The sequence below is a fragment of the Streptomyces sp. NBC_00353 genome, assembly GCF_036108815.1.
In the GTDB taxonomy this organism is placed as follows: domain Bacteria; phylum Actinomycetota; class Actinomycetes; order Streptomycetales; family Streptomycetaceae; genus Streptomyces.
This window is the reverse complement of record NZ_CP107985.1, coordinates 427,786-450,633: the sequence shown is the minus strand read 5'-3', so window position 1 is coordinate 450,633 and position 22,848 is coordinate 427,786. Positions and strand designations below refer to the sequence as shown.

Sequence of the window (22,848 nt, the reverse complement as noted above, 5' to 3'; positions counted from 1 at the left end):
GGTGCAATCCGTCTGAGCATCACGGTGTGCGAGTCGGGTCCACCGTCGGTCCCTGGGCTGCCTGTGGTTCCGCTTCGCTTTCCATTCCGCCGGTACGGCCCCGACGCAGATCGTTGAACCAGGCGACCGCGCACGCGGCCAGGTACAGCAGCGCGATGGGCGCGGCGAGCAGCAGCATGCTGAGCGGGTCCGTACTGGGGGTGGCCACCGCCGCGAAGACGGTGATACCCATGAACATCCCGCGCCACCAGCCGGTCATCCGGCGTGCGCTGACTATGCCGCCCAGGTTGAGCAGGACGAGGATCAGCGGAAGTTCGAAGGAGAGGCCGAAGACGAGCACCATGCGGGTCGCCAGATTGAGGAAGTCGTCGACCGGCAGGAGGTTGGTCGCCGTGTCGGGGGTGAAGGAGATCAGGACACGTGCCGTGGTCGGCAGCAGCCAGTACGTCACCGCGGCGCCGGAAAGGAACAAGGGGACACCCACTCCCAGGACGGCCAGCGTGTACTTCTTCTCGCTGCGGTACAGCCCCGGGGCAACGAACGCCCACAGCTGGTACAGCCACACCGGACTCGCGACAACGACCCCTGCGGTGATCGACACCTTCAGTGCGAGGGTGAAGGGTGACAGCAGACCGTTGATAGAGATCAGACCGCAGTGCCCGGCTACCGTGGTACCGACCAGCTGGCTGGGGGTGCAGCCGGGCAACGGATCGATCAGGAATCCGATCAGTTGCTTGTAGAAGAGGGCCGCGACAACCGTGACCAGCAGGATCGCTCCCACGGCCTTGAGCAGGCGGTTTCGCAGCTCGCGCAGATGCCCTCCGAGAGTCATCTGCGACGCGTGCGGTGTTCGGGTGAGCATGGTCAGTCCCTGACGCCTTCACGTGTGGCAACTGCCGCACCAGGCACGTCGGTAGTGGTGGTGGCGCGTCAACGCCGTTGAACGGTGTCCGCCTCGGTCGTCTCCGGGGACGTCTGACGGTTGTCAGGCGTCTGCGGAAGTGTGGGGGCGGAGACCTGCACGCCGTTGTGAGGTTGCTCCGCTTCGTCCTTGCGCATGGCCTTGGTCTCGCTCTTGAGGATGCGCAGGGACTGCCCGAACGAACGGGCCATGTCAGGAAGCCGTTTGGCGCCGAAGAGGAGCACCAGGACAACGAGGAGGAGCACGATTTCGGGTGCTCCGAGCCTGCCGAACATGAGTGTTTTCCTTTCTGAAGGAACGGGTACAAGAGTGAGTCACTCCTGCAAGGGTGGCCGGGCTGTCGGCCGTATCAGGGATGGCCGCCTTCGGTTCTGATTGCAAGCAGTGGACCCCCGGCCTGCCTATGGAGGCGGTTCTGCTGCGGCTTGCGCACGAACTGCGTGGCACAGCCTCCACATGTGGTGCGGCGGATGTCAGCGCTCGCCGGATCGCTACTTCCGCCGTTGTCAGCGGTGGGGGCTGGGGGTCGTAGAGCTCTGACCAGATCCGGCGGAGCTCTTCGACAGCTTCTGAGTGCCCGCCTCGGCACCGCCGGCCGCGTCCGAGCTCACGGCCGGTGCCTCGTCGGACGGATTCAGGTCCTCGGCAGTGAGAAGGTGACTGACCAGTGACCTCGGAGAAAGGTCTCTCGGTGTCAGGTCACGCAATTCGGCCGGGAGTTCGCTGCGGATGCTCTCCTGAGTGCTCTGCGAGAACTCTTGGAACTTGCGCAGATTCCTCACGGTGGCGGATACCATTGAGGGCAGCTTGTCGGGCCCGACGAGAATGACCGCAAGTACCATCAGTGTGACGACTTCGAGCGGGCCGATATCGAAGAACATGTACGGCTCCCGTGTGGAGTGGTGTGGTTGCCGCAACGCCCGGGCGGACAACTGAACGTTGAATGAACGGCGCTCTGAAGGCCGCCCTGATTCGACTGGGCAAGGCCAGGCTTCGGGCTCGTCCTGGCAGCCGGGAACAGCCGGCGGCCAGGACGTCCATGCTCGAAGCCCCTGGGCGAGGAGAGCCGGAAGCCGGTGGGCTGTCTCCCGTACACGCGTGTACGGGACGGCGACGATTTCCCGCATCACTGCGGCCGGCTGATCATGGCTGCTGCCGATCACCATGGGAGCGGGGCGCGTTGACGGCGCCGTATGCTCATCGGCGTGTCTTGGTCGAGCCAGGTCAGCCGCTTGGAGTGTCAGTGGCTGGTGAGCTGGTCCTCGAGCCCGATGATGGCGCCGAAGGCTCCGCCGTGCTCCTGGTTGATCTTGCTGACACCGGCCACGGTGGCGCTGTGGGACCAGTCGCGCTGGAGTTCGCCGCCCACGGCGGTCCAGGTGATCGGGATGACGCCCGCCTGCTCGAGGCGCCGGACGGCCATGTCGTGTCCCTCGGGACTGATACCGCCGGAGGCGTCGGTGACGGCGTAGACCTCGTAGCCCTCGTCCAGCGCGGACAGGGCGGGGAAGGTCAGGCAGATCTCGGTCCACAGAGCGGCGATGACTATCTTGCGGGCGCCGGTCTTGCGGATGGCCTCACGGACGTGGGCGTCCTCCCAGGCGTTGATCGCGGTGCGGTCGTACACCTTCTGGCCGGGGAAGACGCCGGTGATCTGGGGAAGCAGCTTGCCGCCACGGTCGGACAGGACGCTGGTCAGGATCGTGGGAACACCGAAGAGCTTGGCCGTCTTGGCGAGGCCCGTCACGTTGTTGATGACGGTCGTCGAGGGGTGGCTGCCCACGCCGGCGATGAGGGAGGGCTGGTGGTCGATGAGCACCAGGACCGAGTCCTTGGCGCTGATCGGGTCCCAGTGGGGACGCTGCTTCGCAGCGGCCGTGTTCATAGCGGCCGGGGTGGCGTCCACGGTCGCGGCATTGGCGGTGCCCGTTCCCGCGACCACTGCTGCAGCACCTGCGGCCGAGGCTGCCAGAACCGAACGCCTGCTGGTGATACCGGACATGATGCGTCTCCTATGAAGTAGGGGAGTCAGAAGCCGCCACCCGATCGGGGCGACAGAACGACCATAAACCGCAGTTTGTTAATCAGTCAACTACTAGCTATTCACTACTCTGGGCAACTAGTCGCGCTCATAACGTGCTCGTGCCGCTGGGGTGTCGCACGGATCCACGCGCGCTGGCATCTGCAGGAAGGAGCAGGGGCTCGAACTACCCGGACGCCACATGCCGCGCCCTGGGCCCACCCGACCGCTCGCGAACGCTGGAGTGCCGACTCCGCGGTCACGCGGCAGCCACCGCCGCTGTTGTGGGTCACCGGACCGGATCTTCCACCGACCCACACGCGAATGGGGTGAGCGATTCGCGCTGGATGGCGTGCGCGTCGGCGACGACCATCTGGACGCCTGGCAGGCCGCTGGGGGCTGAGCGTGCAGGGACGCCGGGCCGGCATCAACCTGCCCTCCGTCGGAGGCGGACGTTCAGGCCGGGGTTCTTACGGTGTCCGTCAGCGTTGACACCAAACCGCCTGAAGGCCTGGACGCCGATCCGGTCATCTTCCCCGAGCTTCAGGGGCAATGCGCAGCCCCGGGTGAACGCGCAAGTAGCAGCGCCCGACGGCTGGCCGAGTCCCGAAACGCACCGGCAAAGACACCGGCAGAACCGTGGTTCCCGAGGCGGCCGGCCCACTGGCTTCGACGGCGAGCATCTTCTTCGTCGTGGCCTTCTTGGCTGCCGTCTTTTTGGCTGGCGCCTTCTTCGCGGTCGCCAGGGGCTCACGCGGCGGCTCTTGCCGGATTCACGGGTCACCGGGGCGCTTCCGGCATAGGCCTTCAGGTCCCGGGCCGTGCCGAACCTGGTGCGGTCGTCACCGATCTCGGCGAGTATCCGAGCGCCGGTAAGCACGGCAAGACCGGGAAAGCTCGTGATGATCTCCGCGTCGGGATGCTGAAGAAAGAGCTCCTCGGTATCACGCGCACCTCAAGGGGGCAGCGCCGGCCGGGGGATGTGCTGGCGGACGAAGTCCAGCAGCTGCCGGTAGCCCGGGCAAGCTGAGTCAGCACTGGCGAGGCCGGCGCCGATGGCGTGGCGGCGCCGGCGCCACGCACCTGGCCCAGCGCATACCCGTCAGGAACTGTGGATCGCGAGCGTGACCTGGATCGAGAGGACCTACCACCGCCCCCGCCGACAAGCCTCGCCCGGCCGCCTTCACGCGCTTCAATGCGGTGGCGAGGTCCGGCGCCCCGGCCGCCAGAACGGTCAGCCCCTTGTGGAGATAGCGGCAGACGGTGGAGGTCGACAGGCCGTTGTCACGGGCGAGTTGGAAAAGACGGGTGCCGTCGATGAACCAGCGCAGGACGAGCACCGCCTGCCGGAAGCAGCCGAGAGCACGCCGCCCCTTACGAGTCCTGGCCGCGATGCGGTGATCGCGCAGCGGACCGGTCAGATGCTCGGCGGTGGACCGCTTCGCATCGAGCACGGCGGTGTCCCGTGCCACCTCATCTGCGATCTCTCGCTTTCGTGTCGGACGTTCACCCTGGAAGACGCCGGCACCCGTACGCTGATTACCCGCGGAGTCCGCTTCAGGAGACGCGACTAAGTGGGCCCATGGATGACCGGCCAGGCCGGCATCCAGGTCCTGGTCCGCTTCATGCCGCACCACAACCACCGGATCGAGGTCCACCACGCGGCCACCGACCGCTACCTCGGTCGCGCGGACCTGGCCGACCAGACCACCGACGAACAGATCAGCGCAGTCCGGTGAGCGCGGGCCGCCCGCACCCTGTGGGGCTCGCAAAGTCATCGCTGCAGGTAGGAGCCTGCGTGCCGAGCCCTCGGCGGTGGCTGAGATGCTGCACGGGTGATCACCTCGCTGCTGTACCGGGCCACCCGTGCGCTGCTGTCCGTGCCGGCGGTACTGCTGCGCCGGGAGACCGCCAAGGATGCCGAACTGCTGGTGCTGCGGCACGAGAACGCGGTACTGCGACGGCAACTCACCAGTCCGATCCGCTACGAGCCCGCCGACCGATTCTGGCTGGCCGCGCTGTCGTCGCTGATACCGCGCCGCCGCTGGAGCAACGTCTTCCCGGTCACGCCGGGGACGCTACTGGCCTGGCACCGAAGGCTGATCGCCAGAAAGTGGGACTGCTCCGGCCGACGCCGACACACCGGTAGACCGCCCACCGCTGCCGCGCTCAAGAAGCTGGTCCTGCGCCTGGCGCAGGATAATCCCCGGTGGGGGCATCGCCGGATCCAGGGCGAGCTGGCCCGACTGGGGCACCCGATCGCGTACTCAACTGTGTGACAGATCCTGCACGCTGCTGGCATCGGCCCGGCCCCGCGTCGCTCCGGTCCGAGCTGGCGCGAGTTCCTCACCGTGCAGGCGGAGGGGATCATCGCCGCGGACTTCTTCCACGTGGACACCGTGACCGGCAGGCGCCTGTACGCGCTGGTGTTCCTCGAGCACGGCACCCGCAGACTCCACCTCACCGGCGTCACCGCCCACCCCACCGCACAGTGGGCGACCCAGCAGGCCCGCAACCTCGCCGCGGATCTCGGCGCTCGTGTCGAGTCCCTGCGCTTCGCCCTTCGCGACCGCGACAGCAAGTACACCAGCTCCTTCGACGCCGTCTTCGAAACGGAGGAGATGGAGGTGCTGCTCAGCGCGCCGCAGGCGCCGCGGATGAACGCCCACTGCGAGCGCGTGATCGGCACGATCCGCCGGGAGGCACTCGACCACGTTCTGATCATGAACGGGGCCCACGCCCGACAGGTCCTCGCCGAGTACCAGCACCACTACAACAGGCATCGACCGCACCGGGCCCGAGACCAACGACCGCCCGAGGCTCAGGACCAGCTCGCTGTCGGGCACGACCCCCACACGCAAAGACTCCTACGCACCCGCGTCCTCGGCGGAGTCATCAACGAGTACAGATACGCCGCTTGAGCTGCAGCGATGACTTTCCGAGCCCCACAGGGCGGCCACGGGTCGGCGAAGGAGTGTTCGTCATGGCGCGGAAGGTAAAGGCGTCCCGCGCTTAGCGTCCTGCCCTGCCCGCCCCAGGCGCCAGGGCTCTACCCGCAGCATCGAATTGAAGGTTCGAGCCTGTCCACAGCATCAAATTAAAGGTTTAACAACCTGGCGACTGGGCCTGAAGAGGGTTGACGGCTGCGTGGTCCACGCCACACGATGAGCATTGAGCAGCACGGACGGAGACGTGCCCGGGGCACCACCCCGGACCCCCGCAGTCCGGAATCCGCCGGGCGACGGACACACCTGGGACAGACCGGTGTTGGCCCGTCGCGCGTGACGATAGGCGCCGATGGCCACGGTCGCCATGGTCGCCGCGTCCAGGCCGTGGCCCATCGCGTCGATCATGGCCACATGCAGGATGTCGCCGTTGAGGGCGTAGTCGAAACTGTCGCCGGCCACGTCGTACGCGGGCTCGAGGATTCCGGCCACCTCAACCTGCGGAACAGTCATCGAGAGCGGGGGCAGCAACGACCACTGGATCTCCGTGGCCAGGCTCATCGGGGCGCGGCGTCGGGCCTGGAAGAACAGGTCGGTGTAGGCGTCCTTGGTGACGATCATGTCTGCGACCAGACCGGCGAGTCTGCGCAGCAACCGCCGGTCGTCGTCATCGACGCTGTCCAGGGTGACGGCCATCGCCCCGATCTGGTCACTGCCGTCCAGCAGCGGCACATACATCCGCACACTGCCGTCCTGCGGCACCTCCACCGCTTTGCGGCTCAGGAACGCCTCGCCGGCGGGGGAGTCCTCGACCGGTTCGGGGTCACCGACTGCCAGCCGCCGGCCCGGCAGCGGCATCAGCAGCATTTGTTCGTAGTCCTGCAAGAGGATCGAGAGGTCCCGGCCACCGACCCTGGCCACCTCTTCCGCAACGAGTGGGGCGATCAGCTCCGGCGGCATCTCGTGAGCCCGGTCCAGCAGCACACCCAGCAAGCGCTCACCAAACCCCTCCGACCGGTCCACCTCAAACCTGCTCGGGTTCCGCCCGCCTCCGGTCATCGCTGCTCGCATCCCTTCGTCCCGCGGCCTCGGGGGGAAATCACCGGGCGGCTGTCTCCCCGAGGTGTTCGCCAGGCGGCCTGGCGCTCGCCTTCGGTGGCCAGGCGCCGGTACGAGGTGGTGCTGGCCAGGATGGAGATCACCTTCTCCCGCCCCTCGACGGCGGCGCCTTCAACTCCCTGGCCACGCATTCCGGCTCACAGTGCCCCGACCCAACGCACCCGGATCCATCGGGCACACAAGGGCGATCCGCTCGAAGAGCGCTCACACGCCCCGTACACACGGGGCTCCGGCCACGACAGTGGTCACCCCGTACAGCCTGACACCGCCAACCACCCCAATGAGCCGATTACGCCAGAGACGGCATGTCGCACCCCGTCAGAACTGTTGACATGCATGGTCTCCTGAGCAAACGGGTACTGCTCCCGTGACCGGCCAACCCAGCGTGACCGACCACAGAAGTCGGGCCAGATCCCTCAAGCGCAGCCGCTCGATAAAGCCAGTCAGGAATTCCGCACCGGCCGCTCGGTGAGGGGCGCGGGCACGACGGCGAGCGCGGGGCCCTGCTTCCACGCGCGGCCGGGGAGCCGGTCGGCCGGGACGGGGATCTCCAGTTCCTCGCGGAGCGCGGGGACGAGGACGAAGCGGCGGGGTGTGGTACTTCGAGGCGGTCTTCCCGCCCCGCGTGCGGAACCACCATCGCAGACCACACCCGCTTACTACGATCGCGCGGGATCGGGTACGCCCGTACCTCGACCGCCCGCCAGGAGCTGGCGAGCCAGCTCGAAGCCCTCCACCGGGCGGAGTGCCACAAGGTCTTCGAGGAGCAGATCAGCACCCGCATCAAGGTGCGGCCCGAGCTGGAGAAGGCGCTCGCTGGCCCGCCAGTTCAAGGAGGCCGCGCCCGAGACGCCGGTCATCTTCACGTGCGCGAGCTCAAGCGGCTCGGGCGCAACGCGGCCGAGTTGATGACGCTGTCCGCCGAGCTCCAGGCCGGCGGCATCCAGTTCGAACTCCTCACCGGCCCGCTCACCGGGATCTACGACCCGGGCGGCATGGGCGCCAAGTTCTTCGCCGTGCTCGCCGTCGCCGGGCAGATCGAGCGCAACTACATCCGGGAGAAGACCCTCGAAGGCCTGGTCACCGCCGCGGCCAAGGGCAACCACGGCGGACGGCCGAAGGTCATCGACGACGACATGCTCACCTTCGCCATCGCGCTCAAGGACAGGGCCGTCCCCGTACCCGACATCGCGAAGAAGCTCACCATCAAGGTCGGGAAGAACGCGGGCAAGTCCCCCTCGGTCGCCTCGCACTACCGGGCGTTCGCCGAAGCCGAGGCCGCAGCGGTCGACGACGGCCTGCCGCGGCGGCCCAAGCCCGTACACATCCGCCGGCCCGAGGACCCGCTCACCGCCGAGGAGATCGACCTGCGCGAGAGGCTCCAGGCCCAGCCCTACCCGAACCCCGAGATGCGGTAGAGCCCTTCTCCTGCGTGCTACTGGCTGTGGTCGGGGACGTGGCGTCCGTCGGCCAGACGTATGTTGTGCCCGGCCGGTCTCGCCAGCCGCTCTTCAGCGAAGTCCCACGTCAACGACCTGGTCCTACTCGGGTTCGGGCGTGGTGGCGATGAGGATCTGAGCGGCCTGGGTGATGTTGTCGGCGCGGACGGCGCGGGCCATCGCTTCGCGGGCGGCGTCGGCGGTGGTGTCCGGGGGAACCACCAGCAGGGCGAAGAGGTCGTTGTCGCCGCGGGTGATGAGGACGGTGTCGTCGCCGACCGGGTCGGAGTCGAGGTGCACGACCTGGTCGTCGATGACCAGGCGGGTGGGGAGGCCGTTCCAGGCGGACGTGTCCAGACCCACCCGGGTGATCGGCCCGAGATGCCCGGTCAGCACGCTGATGAGCGCGGGCAGCTCGGTCTCGATGTCGCGCGTGCGCGGCCACCACGCGCCGTCCAGGAGCCCCTCCCGGGACCGCGTGGTCTCCAGCCGCAGCAGGGCCGTACCCGGTTTGACCGCCTGGTGGATCGCATCCGGCAGGAGCAGTGGGGGCGTGTGGGGGATGTCGGAGTCAGCCATGTGAGTCCGCCCGTCTACGGGGTGCGGCCGTGCGTCGTCGCAGTTCGGCGCCGATGCCGACGCCGGTGCCCGGTCGACGATGTGCACGAACCCGCCGTCGTTTCACGGTACTCCCGCCGCCCACACCGCCGCACTCCACAGCGCCTGCGCCGGAAAATGCCTGGTCACACCGGCCATAGTCCATCGAACAGGCGTACAGTGAAAGCACCGGAAGTACTTCGCGCACCGGCTTTCACGCGGGTGTCATTTCCGGCGGTCGCCTAAAAACCGGACTGTCGATGGGCAGTCCGGGGGCAGGTCCACACCATGATCACGACCCTCGACCGGACCGCGCCCCGCGACCTTGCCGCAGAGCTCCCGGCACGCTTGTCCCTCACCCCGAAGACCACGCTCGCCGGCCAGCTGGACGGGGCCTGGTGGCCCTACTCCCGCGACCTCGAAGCCGAGCTTCCACCGCTTGCCGCCGCCCTGGAGGAACCCTGGGGGCGCATCACGCGCGTCACCGTGAACCCCACCCGCTGGCCCGTCGTACCGCACACGGTGCCCGTGGACGGGCGCACGCTGCACGTGGGCTGGTTCACCGAACAGGACCCCGACAAGCTGATCCTGCTCTCCTACATCGCCGGCCGCTGGGACCTCCTCGTCATCCCGCCCGAGACCGCACCCGCCGCCGCGGCCCGCCTGATGGCCGCCGCCGCGATCCCGGGCAGCGTCCTCACCGCAGGCGTCCTGACGGCCAACGAAGCCACCATCGACGTTCAGCGCCGGGAAGCCACCTGGGAGGGCGAGGGCGGCGCCTGCCTGTCCCCCTTCGGGAATCCGATGGACCGAAGCGCCCTCCCTCTGCCCGGAAACGGCTGGAGATGAGCTCCGTGGAGACCCTCGTCCTCATCGCGGTGATCGTCCTCGCGATCGGTATCGGAATGCGCCTGATCCACCTGCTCAACGCCCGGCACGACGCACGGATCGCGGCCCACCACTTCAGCGACCCCCTGCCGAGACCTCCCGGCCTGCCGGACGACACCAGTCGTCGAGCCCACCGCACGGATGTCGACCGGTGAGGAAAGACCTTCCTCCGACCGGGGGCAGCGGGCGGGGCGCCACGGCGCCCCGGCCCGCCGGCTTCTCGCCCACCCCGAAGGGAACACGCCCACGTGAAGTACATCGAGACCCAGACACTGCCGTCGCTCGGGTACGCCGAGGTACGGATCATCGCGCACACGCCCGAAGCCGCCCGAGCGGTCGCGGAAGCCCTCCGCGGCTGCTTCGTCGGGGCGGAACAGCGCAGCTATCCCGGCTTCGACGGCGACACCCGCCTCCACCTCACCGTGGACACTGCAACTCCCGCTGGCCCCGCCCGCTCCTGGCCGGCCGCCAGCCGGAGCCCCGTCGGCACCGGCGCCCACTCCGACGAGACCTAAGAGCCCCGACGGGCCCCAGAATCCAACCCCGCACACGAGAGGACGCGGTCATGGCCACACTGCGCGAACGCAAGACCTACCGCGATCAGGTGCTCCGGGTCCTGTACGAAGCCGTCGAAGGCAACCGCCTCCTCGGCATCACCGGGGCACAGCTGCGGCGCGATCTCCACGTACCGGAACAGGACCTGGCCGCCGCCTGCACCTACCTGGCGGGCGAAGGCCTGATTACCGTCGACTGGGAACCGGGCAACACCCCCGCGATGGTCACCCTCACCCACGAGGGAATCCGGCGCATGGAATCCGAGGAGGAAGAGCACGGCTGAATCCCCTTGCACACTTGAAGGGCCTGGCACCGTGGGTACCCGATGCTTCAGTTCCGCGTCCCCGACGCGGCCACAAGGCTCCACAACGTCAAGCCGACGTGTCCGTGTGAGCTGTCCCGAGTTTCGTGGCGGCCGGTTGGGTGCCGATGGTTGCAGTCACGAGGGCTCGATCATGGGTCGGTTGAGTTCGATCTCGCCCGGCGCGCTGTTGGTCAGCGCGACCACGGTGTCGGCGTTGTGCCGTACTTCGTCCCAGCGGTGTTGGTAGGTGCAGTAGGCGATGGCGTCGAGGCCGAAATGGATGAGGTACGCGTGGAGGCGTTCGCGCAGGTGGGTGGGGAGTGGGCCGGTGGCGTGCCAGTCCGCGAGCAGCTCGGCGTGGATGTCGATGGTGCGCCACTGCGGGTACCACGGCCACCAGTAGATGAGCCAGGCAGCGTCGTAGAGGTGGTCGCCGTACAGTGCGTTGCCCCAGTCCAGAACTGCGGTGACGGTGCCGCCGGCAGCGAGGACGTTGCGGCTGAGCAGGTCGCCATGGATCATGCGGCGTTCGTTGGGCAGGTACGGTCCCAGTGTGGCGAGGGCGGCCAGCCCGGCCTCGACCGGCCCGAGCCCGATCTCGGAGTCGGCCAGCGCTGCTCGCCAGCCAGGTACCCGGGCCGTCTCGGTACCGATGGCCAGCAGCGCGTCCACCCAGGAGTCGTACGGTGCTCGCCCGTCCGGGGTCCAGATGCCGTAGCCGGCGGTGCCGGCAAGGTCGATTCTGCCGATGGCGTCGAGCGCGGTCAGCAGGCTCGGCAGTGTCAGCGCCACGTCGGCTGTGGACAGGTCGTCGAACCCGGTCCCGTGCGCGCGGGTCGAGATCGCATACTGCCAGTTGTCGACCATGCCCCTCGCCAGGACCGGCGGGACGGGCAGGTGGGGTCCGGCGAAGCGGGCGGCGATCTCGTCCTTGGCGAAGTCCATACCGTGCGCGCCGATGCGCAGGACCGCCTCCACGCCGTCGATGGTCAGCTCGAACGCCTGAGACCAGGCGCCGGCCGCCAGCGGCTGTGGTTCGGTTGCGCGCACCCCGAAGGTCGTGCGCACCAGCCGTCGGGCCAGAACCGGCAATCCGGCGGGGGCATGCTCGGTAGGCACCCGAGCATGCTAGTGCTGCGACCGTGAAGCTTCGATCGGGCCTGGGCCCGCCGGAACGAGGTCGAGCCCTGCTTCACCCCGACCTTTGCGTCCTGACTCGGTGAACCTTCACGGTCATAGCGACTAGGCCGGATTCACGGTCAGGTGGTCGAGAGGAAGGATGGGGGTCGGCCAGGATGGTTCGGATCGCCACTCCGTCCAGCCGCTGTTCAAGGCGAACGGGCCCTGGCGTTGCTCGATCATTGCCAGTACTTGTTCGCGTGCTTGCTGGACGGCTTTGTGGTCAGTGTCGTCCACGACGCCCAGGCGGCGACCTTGGGCGTATTCGTCCTCGTCCTTCCAGCGCCAGGAAGACAGGTCGGGTGCGACGACAAGGTCGACCAACAGATCGAAGGTGTCGAAGCCGATCTTTGTGCGTTCCAGTGGGCGCTGGAAGTTGACGTACCAGTTGAGCATGTGGTGATCGTCGGTCGGGTTGTAGAACATGTTGATACTGAAGTACGTCTCCGGCGGGTTCCACAGAAGCAGCACGGTGTCCCGCCAGATCCATCGGTCCAGCTGCCAGCGGCCTGCCGCGAGGTTCGGGAGTGCCTGCTTGCGGACCAGGTCGTCGCCGCTGAGCATCGACTCGATGAACGTGGTGGCGGCCATCGACTCCGCTCCGGGGCGGCAGGCCACGACGAGCGCGTTCTGGTCGTCCTGCACTACCCGCAAAGCCTGAGCGCTCCAGACCTTTCCTCGGAATACGTCCCGCCGCACGGCCGTTTGTCCCGGTTCGAATCGCTGCATGTCAGTCCTCCATGGTTTCCCTTGATCATCTCGAGCGTATGGCCACGCAGCTGCGGGCAGAAGGGTGGCGTGACTGGCATCTGCTGACCGCCATCGCGAACGCGGCCGGAAACCATCGCGCCCAGCAGCAGGGTCTGCGCCCCTCCCCGGGCGATTCCCACGAACACCGAGCCCGCATCTTTGCCGCCATGCAGGCCCCCGAGCGTTCCGACGACCTGCCTGTTCCTGCAGGAGCAATCACCGAACACGCCCTGCGCTCTCACCTGTCCGCGGCTGCCGTGAGCACCGCGCGCGGCCTCGGCCTCGTCATCCGCCCTGGCTCGCTCGACCCGCAGGCACTGCTGCTGGTGCTCGGCGAACGGTACGGCTACTGGACGGACGACATCGAGCACACAGACCCCTTCGACTGGCCGACCGCAGAGGACGACACGATCTGATCGGCAGGGGAGCGCACGAAGGAACAGCACACACCGCCCGCCCAGACGCCCAGTGCTGCCTTCGGGCATGGCACTTCGACCACCTCAAGGCAGCCCTTGAAGCTGCCGAAGTGACCATGACGGCAACCAGCGGACCGGCTGGGGGGAAGATCCCGCCCGCGTCGGGGCGGCCTTCAGGCCGGGCGGCTCGCCGCCGCCGAGGCCGGTGCGAGGCGGGCTGCCGCGTGCCGGCCCAGGGCGTGGACCTCGTCGAGGGCCGGGTCCAGGGCGGTGACATCCTGTTGGAAGGCTTCCAGTCTCTCGGGGTCGGTGCAGATGCTGAGCAGCAGAGAGGTGAACGATTCCCAGGCGTCGGCTGGAGAGCGACGGCTGATGTATTCAGCGCAGTCCAGGTAGTGGTGTACGCGCGGGTTGGCCGTACGGACCTGCTCGATGTGCTGCAGTGCGGGATCCTGCAGGCAGGCCCGGTAAGCCAGGCGTAGCGGCAGGGCGGACTCCACCAGCACGGCGAGCACGTGGCGGACTGTGCAGATGGTGCTGTAGTCCGTCTCGCGCAGTCGGCGTGCCCTGTCGGCCGTGAGCATCCAGCTCGGGTCGGCCAGCTTGTTGCCGGAGAGCTCGCGCTGCGCGGCGATGGCCGTCATCTCGGTGAACGCCTGAGCTGACAGGGCTTCATCGTCTTCTGACCCCAGTGACTGTTGGAGGGCTTCCATCACGCTGTCCGCGCCGAATTCCTCCATGCCGAGCACTGCGGCTGCCGCGAACGTAGCCAGTCCCTGAGCGTCCGCCCGGCTGTGTGGATCAGCCGGGTGGACGCCGCCACCTGCCGAGCGCATTCTCCGCGCCTGGTGATAGCGCCTGGTGTAGTAGGCGTGTGCGGCAGCATGCGCGGCTTCCGCACGCCGCTCAGGATCGTCGCCTACGGCTTCGACAGCCCGCTCGACGACGGCCACCGCACTTGAACGGTCCTGGCCGAGGTACCACGTCAACGCTTTACGAACCCCACGTTCCGGCAGCGGAACCCAGGTGGCGACGAACACATCCTCGCACCGCGGGTGCACGGTGAAGACGCGGAGCACGGCTTTTTCAAGACGCGCCTTCCTGGCCGTGGCCAGGGCAAGAGCCTCGGCGACCACGGCGGTATCGGCCGTGAGTTCCGAGACCGATCCGGCACCTCTTCCCAGACCGCGCCGGGCGCCCCACGGCAGGGCCCCGAACTCACGCCAGCGCCTGATCCGGGCCCAGCTCACGCACAGATCCCGCGCCCGCATCAGTTCAGACAGCTCCCGCTCAGCCGCACTCGGCCCCTTCCACGCCACAGCCACACTCTAGTTAGAACCCCGCGATTACGCCGCCCGGTTGCCGGCTGACGAGATGGCCTACTGGATCGCACGCCCGCTGAACCAGCACGTACCTGACGGGTGCAACGTTCTCAACTCCCTTCACACGTAGGAGGATTCATGCCACGACCTGTTCGCCGAACCCGACGTCGCCTGCTGCATGCCGCAGGCGTCGCCATGCTCCGCGGCGCCGCGTACGCGGCCGGCAGCACCATCACGACCGGGTTGCTCGTGTGGCTGATCTCGCGGTGAGCCCAACGCACCGGCCGCGGAGCCCGCCGTGGCCGTCTTTACACGGCGCGCCTCGCGGATTGCCTCCAAGGCGTGCGCAGTCCTGAGCGTGCCGTAGCGGCGCGGCTGATGCTGCTCTCTGGCGCACCGGTCAGCCGTCGGTGCGCGCGATTGCGGATGGTGCTGCCCACGGGCTGCAGGATCTTGCCCTGGAGCGACGAAACGCGCCCTTTGGCCCGTCCCATGGTGCGCCGGGAATCAGCGCGCGCCGCCGGAAGCAACCGGCACAAGGGTCCCGCCCGGCCCATGGGGAAGACCGGGCAGGGCCCCGTACCATCAGCCCGCGGGCGTCAGCCGCACGGTGAGGATCTGGAACGGCCGTAGTGTCACGGCCACCTCCCCCTCACGGGCCGCTGATACCTCTGCGGGCTGCCCCGCGAGCGGGCGCTCCAGCAGGTCCGTGACCTGTACTTTGCCCAGCGGGAAGCCCGGGCGCAGAACCGCCTGCGCCCGGCCGCCCAGCGACTCGTAGAGCCGCACCACCACATCGCCCGAGCCGTCGTCGGCCAGCTTGACCGCCTCGACGGTGACGGCCGGGTTGTCGCTGGTGACCACCGGGGTGGCCGAGGCCGCGGCGCCGACCCGCAGCGGCAGGTTCAGTGCGTACCCCTCGGCGACGGCGTCCTCGACCGTCGCGCCCGGCAACAGGGCGTAGGTGAAGCGGTGCTTGCCCTGGTCCGCCCCCGGGTCCGGGACGCGCGGGGCTCGCACCAGGCTGAGACGGACCGTCGTCGTCGTACCGCCGTCCGTCTCCCGCGTGGTGCGGGAGACATCGTGTCCGTACGTCGAGTCGTTGATGACCGCGACGCCGTACCCCGGCTCCCCGATGTGCACCCACCGGTGGCCGTAGACCTCGAACCGGGCAGCCTCCCAGCTGGTGTTGGTGTGCGTGGGGCGCTGCACATGGCCGAACTGGATCTCGGCGCGGGAGTGGTCGGCCCGGACGTCGACCGGGAAGGCGGCCTTGAGTATCTTCTCCGCCTCGTGCCAGTCGATCTCCGTCTCGATGTCGATCCGGCGGCTGCCCGCACGTACCACGATCCTCTGGACGATCCGTGAGCCCTTGCCGAAGGAGCGCTCCACCCGCAGCGCGCCGAGCAGCGGGCCCTCCTCCGACACAGTGACCGACTCGGCCTCGGTGAGGTCCGTGTAGCGGTTCCGGTAGTGCTTGTCGATGTCCCAGGCGTCCCAGTAGTTGGGCAGGTCGCTGTGCAGGCGCAGCAGATTGCCGGCAGCGTTCGGCGCCAGCACCTCACGGCCGGCCACCAGGTCGCGGACGGAGGCGATGGTGCCGTTCGCGGCGACTTCCACCCGCACCAGGCCGTTGTCCAGCACCCGGCCCTCGACGGTCACCGGCTGCGGGGCGGCCCCCGACGCGCCGAGCGGTGCGATGCCGCTCGCCGGGACCTCGGTGTACACGGCCACCGAGCCGTCGGCCAGCTGCTGGCCGTCGGCCGCTGTGCCCGCGGGCACCGTGACGACCTCGGCGCGGTCGCGCGGAGCGGTGTTGAACACCGACAGGCCTTCACCACCGGAAAGCGCCGCCAGTGCCTCGGTCGTCAGCTCCTGCACCTCGGCCGCGACCCGAGCGTACTCCGCCTCTGCCTCGCGATGGACCCAGGCGATCGAGGAGCCCGGCAGGATGTCGTGGAACTGGTGCAGCAGCACCGTCTTCCACAGCCGGTCCAGCTTCTCGTGCGGATAGCGGTAGCCCGGCGCGTGCAGCGCGGCCGTCGTCGCCCACAGCTCCGCCTCGCGCATCAGGTGCTCGCTGCGCCGGTTGCCCTGCTTGGTGCGCGCCTGTGAGGTGTACGTGGCGCGGTGCAGCTCCAGATACAGCTCACCGGACCACACCTGGTCCTTGGGAACCTCCTTCGCCGCCTCCGCGAAGAAGGTGTCCGGGTGCTCGACCGTCACCTTCGCCGAGCCCTCGAGGTCGGCGAGCCGGCGGGCGCGCTCCAGCATCTCCCGGGTGGGGCCGCCACCGCCGTCACCGTGCCCGAACGGGGCCAGCGAGCGGGTGCCGACGCCCTTGTCCTGGTAGTTGCGCACCGCGTGCGCCATCTCCTTGCCGGAGAACTCGGCGTTGTAGGTGTCCACCGGCGGGAAGTGAGTGAAGATCCGGGTGCCGTCCACGCCCTCCCACCAGAACGAGTGGTGGGGCAGCTTGTTGGTCTGGTTCCACGACAGCTTCTGGGTGAGGAACCACTCGTTGCCGGCGAGCTTCGCCAGCTGCGGGTAGGCGGCGTTGTAGCCGAAGGAGTCCGGCAGCCACACGCCCTTGGTCTCGATGCCGAAGTGCTCGATGAAGAACCGCTTGCCGTGGATCAGCTGGCGGGCGATGGCCTCACCGCCCGGCAGGTTGCCGTCCGACTCCACCCACATGCCGCCGACCGGCGCCCACTGCCCGTTCTTCACGGCCTGCTGGATACGGGCCCACACGTGCGGGTAGTTGTCGCGCACCCACTCGTACTGCTGGGCCTGCGAGCAGGCGAAGACGAACTCGTTGTACTCCTCGGCCAGCGCCGTGACGTTGGAGAAGGTGCGGGAGGTCTTGCGCTTGGTCTCACGGATCGGCCACAGCCACGCCGAGTCGATGTGCGCATGCCCGACGGCCGACATCCGGTGCGCACTGGCGTGCGCGGGCTTGGCCAGGGCCTCCTTCAGCACGGCGCGGGCGTCGGCCGCGGTGCCGGAGATGTCGTCCAGGTCCAGCGCGTCCAGGGCGCGGTCCAGACACGTCATGATCTCGTGCCGGCGCGGGTCGTGCGCCTCGAGCTCCAGCATCAGCTCGCGCAGCACCTGCAGGTCCAGTGACAGATGCCAGACGTCCTCGTCCAGTACGGCGAGATCGGCGCGCTTGAAGGTGTACAGCGGCTTGTCACCGGCAGTGAGCCGGTCGCCCAGCGGAGTGGGGCCGATGAAGTCGTTGGCGAGGATGTCCGGGTTGGAGGCGGCCTCCACCAGGTAGTGGATCTCCTCGCCGCCGACGGCCGGGTTGGCGACCGGGACGTACTGGTTCTGCGGGTTGACGGCCTTCAGCGGGCGGCCGTCCGGCACGTGCACCAGCGCCTCGGCCTGGTTGCCCGGCCAGTCGCCGACGAAGCCCAGGTCCATCACCGTCTCGACACGCTTGCCGGCCCACTCGGCCGGCACCCGGCCGCGCATCCGGAACCAGGTGGTGCCCCACGGCGGGCCCCACGGCGTGCCCATCGCGAAGGGTTCGTACGCGGCATCCGCGGCCTCGGCGAAGGGCACCGGCTCGCCGGGCGCCTGCCAGGCCTCGACCATGAGCGGGACGGAGGCGGAGTAGACGGCCGGCTTGATGCGCTGGTCGTGGATGCGTTCGACGCGCTCCTCGATCCGGCGGCGTTCGTCGTGCATGGGATCTCTTTTCAGAAGTTCTTGGGCAGCTCTCAGGGAGCTTTGCGGCAATGGAGAGGCGCGGCGCTACGTCAGGTACGCGAGGCCCGGATGCACCTCGCGGTACTCGTCGACCAGCCGCCGCGCCACCTCCACGGAGTCGATGAGCGGGTGCAGCGCGAAGGCCTTGATGGCGGCGGACCGGGAGCCGGAGGCGGCCGCGGCCAGCACCTCGCGCTCCACGGCCTTGATCGCGCAGACCAGCCCGGCGGCATGACCCGGCAGCGGGGAGACGGTCACCGGGTGGGCGCCGTTGCCGTCGACCAGGCAGGGGACCTCGATGACGGCGTCCTCGTCGAGGATGGGGAGGGTCGTCCGGTTGCGCACGTTGAGGATCAAAGTGGCGCGCTCGTCGCGGGCGATGGCCCGCATCAGGGCGAGGGCGACCTTCTCGTAGCCGCCGGACTCACTGAGCGACGCCTCGTCCCGCTCGCCGGCGCCGGCCGCCTCGCGGTTCTCCGACATATAGGTCGCCTCGCGCTCGGCCCGGGTGTCGTCCCAGGTACGCAGCGCGGGCGCGGCCGGGTCGCGCATGCAGTCGTAGAAGCGGGCCTGCTGGTCGCGCAGGAAGGCGCCGCGGGTCTGCTGCGCCTCCCGGTACGCCTTCACCGCTTCCCGGTTGAAGTAGTAGTAGTGCAGATACTCGTTCGGTACGGCGCCCAGCGACTGGATCCACTCCGGGCCGAAGAGCTTGCCCTCCTCGAAGCTGCCCAACAGCTCCCGGTCCGCGAGCAGCCGCGGCAACTGGTCGCGGCCGTCGATGTGCAGGCCGCGCAGCCAGCCCAGATGGTTCAGCCCGACGTAGTCGATCCAGGCGTCCTGCGGGCGTGTGGCGCCCAGCGCGCGGGCCACCCGGCGGCCCAGGCCCACCGGGGAGTCGCAGATGCCGATCACCCGGTCGCCCAGATGCCGGGACATGGCCTCGGTGACCAGGCCCGCCGGGTTGGTGAAGTTGATGAACCAGGCGTCCGGGGCCAGCGCAGCCACCCGCCGGGCGATGTGGTCCACGACCGGCAGCGTGCGCAGCCCGTACGCGATGCCGCCGGCGCCGACCGTCTCCTGGCCGAGCACGCCCTTGGCGAGCGCCACTTGCTCGTCCGCCGCCCGGCCCTCCAGACCGCCGACGCGGATCGCGGAGAAGACGAAGTCGGCGCCCCTCAGCGCCTCGTCCAGATCCGTGGTGACGGTCACCGCCGGGGCGTCCGGGTGACCGGCGGCCTGCTCGGCCAGCACCCGGGCGATCGCGGAGAGCCGGCCGGCGTCGAGGTCGTAGAGGGTCACGCCGGTGACCCGGCCCTCCGCGCGGTCGCCGAGCAGCGCACCGTACACGAGCGGCACCCGGAATCCCCCGCCGCCCAGAATGGTCAGTTTCATACTTTGATCACCTCTACGCCGGCCTCCGCGAGCGCGGCGAGGGTCGCCGGGTCCGCGGACGCGTTGGTCACTACTACGTCGAGGTCCGCCGGACCGCACACCTTGGCCATCCCCTGGCCGGGGAACTTCCCGGCGTCGGCGAGCAGCACCACCTTCTCGGCGGCGGCCATCATGGCCCGCTTCACCGGCACCTCGACCACGGTGGTGTCCATGACCTGTCCGCCGGGTCGGACGCCGCTCGTTCCCAGGAACAGCCAGTCGGCGTGCAGTTGGCGCAGGCTGTCCTCGGTGAGGAAGCCCACCAGCGAGCGGTACTCGCGGCGGACCACACCGCCGGGGAGCACCAGCTCGATGCCGGTGTCCTCGGCCAGCTCCTCGTACACCACCAGATTGCTTGTGATCACGGTGAGTCGGCGGCCGTGCAGCTGCCGGGCCAGGCGGTAGGCGGTGGTGCCGATGTCCAGCAGCACCGTCTGGCCGTCCTTGATCATTGCCGCGGCGCGCTCCGCCAGGACGTCCTTGTCGGAGACCCGGACCTCGGCGACCTCCGCGAAGGGCTGATCACCCTCCTCCACCACCGCGCCCCCGTGGACGCGGGTGAGAAGGCCGTCCTCCTCCAGCCTGATCAGGTCGCGGCGGACCGTGGCGGCGCTCACGTCCAGCTCGGAGGAGAGATCGGCCACAGAGGCGGGCCCCCCGGAGCGCAGTGCCCGCAGGATGAGTTGATGTCGTCGCTCTGCCAGCATGCAGTGCACACTACCCTTCAATTTCATTCAATTCCATGCTTGATATTGAAGAAGTCTTGAAAAGTTTGCGCACTTGTCCCACGATCGGCTGGTCGAACTTGCACACTCTTGACGAGAGGACGCGCTCGTGAGCGAGCCGCTCCCAGCCTCCGACGTGACACCGGGCGATGAAGCGCCCGACCTCCTGCTCACCGGTCTGCTCTTCTACGACCTGGTCTTCACCGGCCTCGGACAGCCACCCGTGCCGGGCGAGGAGATCTGGACCCGGGGGATGGGCAGCGGTCCCGGCGGCATTGCGAACCTCGCGGTCGCTGCCGCCCGCTTCGGCCTGCGCACCTCGCTGGCCACCGTGTTCGGTGACGACTTCTACGGCCGCTACTGCCGCGAGGTGCTTGCCGGGCAGGAGGGTATCGACCTCTCCCTGTCCCGTACGGCCCCGGCCGGCTGGCACACGCCCGTCACCGTCTCCCTCGCGTTGGGGGATGACCGGGCGCTGGTCACCAACGGCCACGAGCCGCCGTACAGCCAGGACGAGCTCATCCGTGACCCACCGGCCGCCCGCTCCGCGCTGGTGCACATCGGCGCCGAGCCGCAGCAGTGGCTCGCCAAGGCCGCCGCTTCGGGCACCAAGATCTTCGCCGACGTCGGTTGGGACCCCTCCCAGCAGTGGTCGTCCGACGTGCTCGACCGGCTCTCCCTGTGCCACGCGTTCCTGCCCAACGAGGGCGAGGCCATGGCGTACACCCGCACCGACACCCCGACGGCGGCGCTGCACGCGCTGTCCGACCTGGTGCCGGTCGCGGTGATCACCCGGGGGCGGGACGGCGCGATCGCCGTCGACCAGAGCACGGGTGAGTTCGCCGAGGCCGGTGCGCTTGACGTTGATGTCCTGGATGCGACCGGCGCCGGGGATGTCTTCGGGACGAGTTTTGTCGCCGCCTCCCTGGCCGGCTGGCCGCTCGCCGAACGGCTGCGTTTCGCGGCGCTCGCGGCGGGGCTGTCCGTACGCCTGCACGGCGGGGCGCTGGCGGCGCCCGGCTGGGGCGGCGTCGCCGAGTGGTGGCGCGGTGTCGCAGCCGATCCCGGCGCCGAGGCGCTGCGCCGCGAATTCGGCTTCCTCACCGACCGGATCCCCACCGACCCCGGTCCGCCCCCACCAAGGGCACCGGTCACTCCCCTGTAGGACCTTCCTCCGTAAGACCCTCCGTAACACCTCCTGAACCCTCAACGACGAGAAACCGAAAGGCGGTGGGAGCAGTGCATCTCTCGCGCAGAGGACTGCTTCGCGCGGGCCTGGCAACCACCTCGGCCGCCCTGTTGGGCGGCACGGTCGCCGGCTGCTCGGTCCCAGCCGGATCCACCGGGAGCGACATGACGCTCTGGTACTGGGGCGGTGGACTGAGCGACAAGCTGGTGGAGGACGCCGTCAAGCGCTTCACCCAGGTCGACCTCAAGGCCACTCAGATCGGCGGCTACTTCCGCTCGAAGCTGCTGACGACCCTCACCGCCCGCGCTCATGCGCCCGACATCACCGGACTCAAGGGCGAGGACATAGCCTCCCTGCTGCCCAACGCCGACCAGTTCGTCGACCTCAATACCCTCGGCGCGGACAAGCTGAAGAGCCAGTACCTGGACTGGAAGTGGAGCCAGGGCACCGCCGACGACGGCCGCCAGATCGGTTTCCCGATCGACACCGGCCCCTGCGTCCACTACTACCGCCCCGACATCTTCGAGAAGGCGGGCCTGCCCACCGAGCCCGAGGACGTGGCCGCGCAGATGGGCACCTGGGACGACTACTTCGCCGCAGGTGAACAGCTGGTGAAGAAGGCCAAGGGCTCCTACATGGTGAGCGACCCGCTGGCGATCTTCGGCATGGCCGTGGGTCAGTCGACGAAACGCTACGTCGACAAGGACCGGCACTTCATCGGTGACCAGGAACACATCACCCGCGCCTGGGACCTCGCGCTGGAATGCCTGGACCGGGGCATCGACTCCCCGTTCAAGTCCGGCACCGTGGACATCAACCCGGCGCTGGAGGACGGCAAACTGCCGAGCCAGATCGGCGCCTCCTGGGTGGCCGGCGACTTCAAGTCGCAGCTGACGAAGTCCAAGGGGAAGTGGCGGGTCGCCGCGATGCCGGAGCGCCCGGCCAACGACGGCGGCTCCTTCCTCGGCATCACCAGGTACTGCCGTGATCCCGAGCTCGCCTTCCAGATCATTACTTGGCTGCTCGGCCCCGAGAACCAGTCCCGCGGCTTCCTCGAAGCCTCCCTCTTCCCCTCCACCCCGGCCTCCTTCGAGTCGCCGGACCTGCGCACGCCGGACGAGTTCTTCGGCGGCCAGATCACCATGGACGTCTTCGGTCCGGCCGCCCAGCGGGTCCCGGTCTCCTACAACAGCCCGTACGACGTAGCCCTCAGCCAGCCCATCAGGGACGAGCTGACCTCCGTCTACATCTCCGGCAAGAACCGCAAGAAGGCCTGGCGGGACGCCATGGCCCAGTGCCGACGTATCGCAGACCACCTGGGGGTGAGCTGAGT

At 68.8% G+C, this 22,848-nt stretch carries 22 protein-coding genes and 4 pseudogenes; 11 read left to right on the top strand and 15 right to left on the bottom strand.

The genetic code is table 11. From position 1 onward, the window contains the following. Window positions 1–19: 19 nt before the first annotated feature. The 6 genes and pseudogenes from tatC to OHA88_RS02050 form a co-directional block, all read right to left on the bottom strand. Complete coding sequence (gene tatC, locus OHA88_RS02075; RefSeq protein ID WP_328623944.1) at window positions 20–862, bottom strand: twin-arginine translocase subunit TatC; 843 nt, start codon at window positions 860–862, stop codon at window positions 20–22. Window positions 863–930: 68 nt separating this feature from the next. Beyond that, on the bottom strand, window positions 931–1,197 hold the full coding sequence (gene tatA / locus OHA88_RS02070) for a Sec-independent protein translocase subunit TatA (protein WP_328623943.1): 267 nt from the start codon (window positions 1,195–1,197) through the stop codon (window positions 931–933). A gap of 231 nt (window positions 1,198–1,428) precedes the next feature. Then, a complete protein-coding gene (locus OHA88_RS02065; RefSeq protein WP_328623942.1) occupies window positions 1,429–1,803 on the bottom strand; it encodes a twin-arginine translocase TatA/TatE family subunit in 375 nt (124 codons plus the stop codon). 359 nt (window positions 1,804–2,162) lie between these two features. Then, the gene (locus tag OHA88_RS02060; protein WP_443044344.1) at window positions 2,163–2,807 is read right to left on the bottom strand and encodes a hydrolase; all 645 of its coding nucleotides are present in this window, start codon (window positions 2,805–2,807) and stop codon (window positions 2,163–2,165) included. Between the two features lie 859 nt (window positions 2,808–3,666). After that, a pseudogene (locus OHA88_RS02055) lies at window positions 3,667–3,867 on the bottom strand (transposase); the annotation flags it as partial. Between the two features lie 247 nt (window positions 3,868–4,114). After that, window positions 4,115–4,414 (bottom strand): annotated as a pseudogene (locus OHA88_RS02050) (IS5/IS1182 family transposase); the annotation flags it as partial. Window positions 4,415–4,528: 114 nt separating this feature from the next. Between OHA88_RS02050 and OHA88_RS02045 the strand changes: the two are divergent. Together OHA88_RS02045 and OHA88_RS02040 are read left to right on the top strand one after the other, a co-directional pair. Further along, window positions 4,529–4,681 (top strand): hypothetical protein, encoded by a 153-nt coding sequence (locus OHA88_RS02045; RefSeq protein ID WP_328623940.1) that lies wholly within the window; start codon window positions 4,529–4,531, stop codon window positions 4,679–4,681. Between the two features lie 96 nt (window positions 4,682–4,777). After that, a pseudogene (locus OHA88_RS02040) lies at window positions 4,778–5,863 on the top strand (integrase core domain-containing protein). 327 nt (window positions 5,864–6,190) lie between these two features. Here OHA88_RS02040 and OHA88_RS02035 read toward each other — a convergent pair. Together OHA88_RS02035 and OHA88_RS02030 are read right to left on the bottom strand one after the other, a co-directional pair. Then, window positions 6,191–6,946: pseudogene (locus tag OHA88_RS02035) on the bottom strand (PP2C family protein-serine/threonine phosphatase); the annotation flags it as partial. Window positions 6,947–7,449: 503 nt separating this feature from the next. Beyond that, on the bottom strand, window positions 7,450–7,656 hold the full coding sequence (locus tag OHA88_RS02030) for a hypothetical protein (protein ID WP_328623939.1): 207 nt from the start codon (window positions 7,654–7,656) through the stop codon (window positions 7,450–7,452). Between OHA88_RS02030 and OHA88_RS02025 the strand changes: the two genes are divergently transcribed. Next, window positions 7,645–8,424 (top strand): recombinase family protein, encoded by a 780-nt coding sequence (locus OHA88_RS02025; RefSeq protein ID WP_328629560.1) that lies wholly within the window; start codon window positions 7,645–7,647, stop codon window positions 8,422–8,424. The two genes, OHA88_RS02030 and OHA88_RS02025, sit on opposite strands and share 12 nt — an antisense overlap. Before the next feature lie 123 nt (window positions 8,425–8,547). Here the strand turns inward: OHA88_RS02025 and OHA88_RS02020 are convergent, their stop codons facing one another. After that, window positions 8,548–9,024 (bottom strand): DUF5994 family protein, encoded by a 477-nt coding sequence (locus OHA88_RS02020; RefSeq protein WP_328623938.1) that lies wholly within the window; start codon window positions 9,022–9,024, stop codon window positions 8,548–8,550. A 306-nt stretch (window positions 9,025–9,330) separates the two neighbouring features. On the opposite strand from OHA88_RS02020, the gene OHA88_RS02015 reads away from it, so the two are divergent. The 4 genes from OHA88_RS02015 to OHA88_RS02000 all read left to right on the top strand — a co-directional run bounded on the left by OHA88_RS02015 (window position 9,331) and on the right by OHA88_RS02000 (window position 10,768). After that, window positions 9,331–9,891: a DUF5994 family protein gene (locus tag OHA88_RS02015; protein ID WP_328623937.1), complete on the top strand. Its 561-nt coding sequence runs from the start codon at window positions 9,331–9,333 to the stop codon at window positions 9,889–9,891. A gap of 5 nt (window positions 9,892–9,896) precedes the next feature. Continuing rightward, window positions 9,897–10,085 carry a hypothetical protein gene (locus OHA88_RS02010; protein ID WP_328623936.1) on the top strand — a complete coding sequence of 63 codons (189 nt, stop codon included), beginning with the start codon at window positions 9,897–9,899 and terminating at the stop codon, window positions 10,083–10,085. Window positions 10,086–10,178: 93 nt separating this feature from the next. Further along, the gene (locus OHA88_RS02005; protein WP_328623935.1) at window positions 10,179–10,445 is read left to right on the top strand and encodes a hypothetical protein; all 267 of its coding nucleotides are present in this window, start codon (window positions 10,179–10,181) and stop codon (window positions 10,443–10,445) included. A 50-nt stretch (window positions 10,446–10,495) separates the two neighbouring features. Then, window positions 10,496–10,768, top strand: a complete 273-nt coding sequence (locus tag OHA88_RS02000; RefSeq protein WP_030980527.1) for a hypothetical protein — start codon at window positions 10,496–10,498, stop codon at window positions 10,766–10,768. A 156-nt stretch (window positions 10,769–10,924) separates the two neighbouring features. Here OHA88_RS02000 and OHA88_RS01995 read toward each other — a convergent pair whose 3' ends face one another. Together OHA88_RS01995 and OHA88_RS01990 are read right to left on the bottom strand one after the other, a co-directional pair. Beyond that, window positions 10,925–11,908 carry a phosphotransferase family protein gene (locus OHA88_RS01995; protein WP_328623934.1) on the bottom strand — a complete coding sequence of 328 codons (984 nt, stop codon included), beginning with the start codon at window positions 11,906–11,908 and terminating at the stop codon, window positions 10,925–10,927. A 123-nt stretch (window positions 11,909–12,031) separates the two neighbouring features. After that, on the bottom strand, window positions 12,032–12,613 hold the full coding sequence (locus OHA88_RS01990) for a DUF402 domain-containing protein (protein ID WP_328629559.1): 582 nt from the start codon (window positions 12,611–12,613) through the stop codon (window positions 12,032–12,034). Between the two features lie 122 nt (window positions 12,614–12,735). Here OHA88_RS01990 and OHA88_RS01985 point away from each other — a divergent pair, with 122 nt between their 5' ends. After that, window positions 12,736–13,134, top strand: coding sequence for a hypothetical protein (locus OHA88_RS01985; protein ID WP_328623933.1), 399 nt, complete (start codon window positions 12,736–12,738; stop codon window positions 13,132–13,134). Window positions 13,135–13,307: 173 nt separating this feature from the next. Here OHA88_RS01985 and OHA88_RS01980 read toward each other — a convergent pair whose 3' ends face one another. Further along, the gene (locus tag OHA88_RS01980) at window positions 13,308–14,453 is read right to left on the bottom strand and encodes a hypothetical protein (protein WP_328623932.1); all 1,146 of its coding nucleotides are present in this window, start codon (window positions 14,451–14,453) and stop codon (window positions 13,308–13,310) included. Window positions 14,454–14,594: 141 nt separating this feature from the next. Here OHA88_RS01980 and OHA88_RS01975 point away from each other — a divergent pair, with 141 nt between their 5' ends. Beyond that, a complete protein-coding gene (locus OHA88_RS01975; protein ID WP_326623970.1) occupies window positions 14,595–14,726 on the top strand; it encodes a hypothetical protein in 132 nt (43 codons plus the stop codon). Between the two features lie 315 nt (window positions 14,727–15,041). Here the strand turns inward: OHA88_RS01975 and OHA88_RS01970 are convergent, their stop codons facing one another. The 3 genes from OHA88_RS01970 to OHA88_RS01960 form a co-directional block, all read right to left on the bottom strand. Continuing rightward, on the bottom strand, window positions 15,042–18,149 hold the full coding sequence (locus OHA88_RS01970; protein WP_328623931.1) for an alpha-mannosidase: 3,108 nt from the start codon (window positions 18,147–18,149) through the stop codon (window positions 15,042–15,044). Window positions 18,150–18,215: 66 nt separating this feature from the next. Further along, on the bottom strand, window positions 18,216–19,562 hold the full coding sequence (locus OHA88_RS01965; RefSeq protein ID WP_328623930.1) for a 6-phospho-beta-glucosidase: 1,347 nt from the start codon (window positions 19,560–19,562) through the stop codon (window positions 18,216–18,218). Further along, the gene (locus tag OHA88_RS01960) at window positions 19,559–20,308 is read right to left on the bottom strand and encodes a DeoR/GlpR family DNA-binding transcription regulator (protein ID WP_267009344.1); all 750 of its coding nucleotides are present in this window, start codon (window positions 20,306–20,308) and stop codon (window positions 19,559–19,561) included. The genes OHA88_RS01965 and OHA88_RS01960 overlap by 4 nt, the downstream gene beginning before the upstream one ends. A 127-nt stretch (window positions 20,309–20,435) precedes the next feature. Here OHA88_RS01960 and OHA88_RS01955 point away from each other — a divergent pair, with 127 nt between their 5' ends. Then, window positions 20,436–21,491, top strand: coding sequence for a carbohydrate kinase family protein (locus OHA88_RS01955; protein ID WP_328623929.1), 1,056 nt, complete (start codon window positions 20,436–20,438; stop codon window positions 21,489–21,491). Window positions 21,492–21,565: 74 nt separating this feature from the next. After that, window positions 21,566–22,846: an ABC transporter substrate-binding protein gene (locus tag OHA88_RS01950; RefSeq protein WP_328629558.1), complete on the top strand. Its 1,281-nt coding sequence runs from the start codon at window positions 21,566–21,568 to the stop codon at window positions 22,844–22,846. Window positions 22,847–22,848 lie beyond the last annotated feature (2 nt).

What these genes read in the sequence shown, in the direction of transcription:
- tatC (WP_328623944.1), bottom strand. Translation starts at nt 862, where the DNA reads ATGCTCACCCGAACACCGCACGCGTCGCAGATGACTCTCGGAGGGCAT.
- tatA (WP_328623943.1), bottom strand. Translation starts at nt 1,197, where the DNA reads ATGTTCGGCAGGCTCGGAGCACCCGAAATCGTGCTCCTCCTCGTTGTC.
- OHA88_RS02065 (WP_328623942.1), bottom strand. Translation starts at nt 1,803, where the DNA reads ATGTTCTTCGATATCGGCCCGCTCGAAGTCGTCACACTGATGGTACTT.
- OHA88_RS02060 (WP_443044344.1), bottom strand. Translation starts at nt 2,807, where the DNA reads ATGAACACGGCCGCTGCGAAGCAGCGTCCCCACTGGGACCCGATCAGC.
- OHA88_RS02045 (WP_328623940.1), top strand. Translation starts at nt 4,529, where the DNA reads ATGACCGGCCAGGCCGGCATCCAGGTCCTGGTCCGCTTCATGCCGCAC.
- OHA88_RS02020 (WP_328623938.1), bottom strand. Translation starts at nt 9,024, where the DNA reads ATGGCTGACTCCGACATCCCCCACACGCCCCCACTGCTCCTGCCGGAT.
- OHA88_RS02015 (WP_328623937.1), top strand. Translation starts at nt 9,331, where the DNA reads ATGATCACGACCCTCGACCGGACCGCGCCCCGCGACCTTGCCGCAGAG.
- OHA88_RS02000 (WP_030980527.1), top strand. Translation starts at nt 10,496, where the DNA reads ATGGCCACACTGCGCGAACGCAAGACCTACCGCGATCAGGTGCTCCGG.
- OHA88_RS01985 (WP_328623933.1), top strand. Translation starts at nt 12,736, where the DNA reads ATGGCCACGCAGCTGCGGGCAGAAGGGTGGCGTGACTGGCATCTGCTG.
- OHA88_RS01975 (WP_326623970.1), top strand. Translation starts at nt 14,595, where the DNA reads ATGCCACGACCTGTTCGCCGAACCCGACGTCGCCTGCTGCATGCCGCA.
- OHA88_RS01970 (WP_328623931.1), bottom strand. Translation starts at nt 18,149, where the DNA reads ATGCACGACGAACGCCGCCGGATCGAGGAGCGCGTCGAACGCATCCAC.
- OHA88_RS01965 (WP_328623930.1), bottom strand. Translation starts at nt 19,562, where the DNA reads ATGAAACTGACCATTCTGGGCGGCGGGGGATTCCGGGTGCCGCTCGTG.
- OHA88_RS01960 (WP_267009344.1), bottom strand. Translation starts at nt 20,308, where the DNA reads ATGCTGGCAGAGCGACGACATCAACTCATCCTGCGGGCACTGCGCTCC.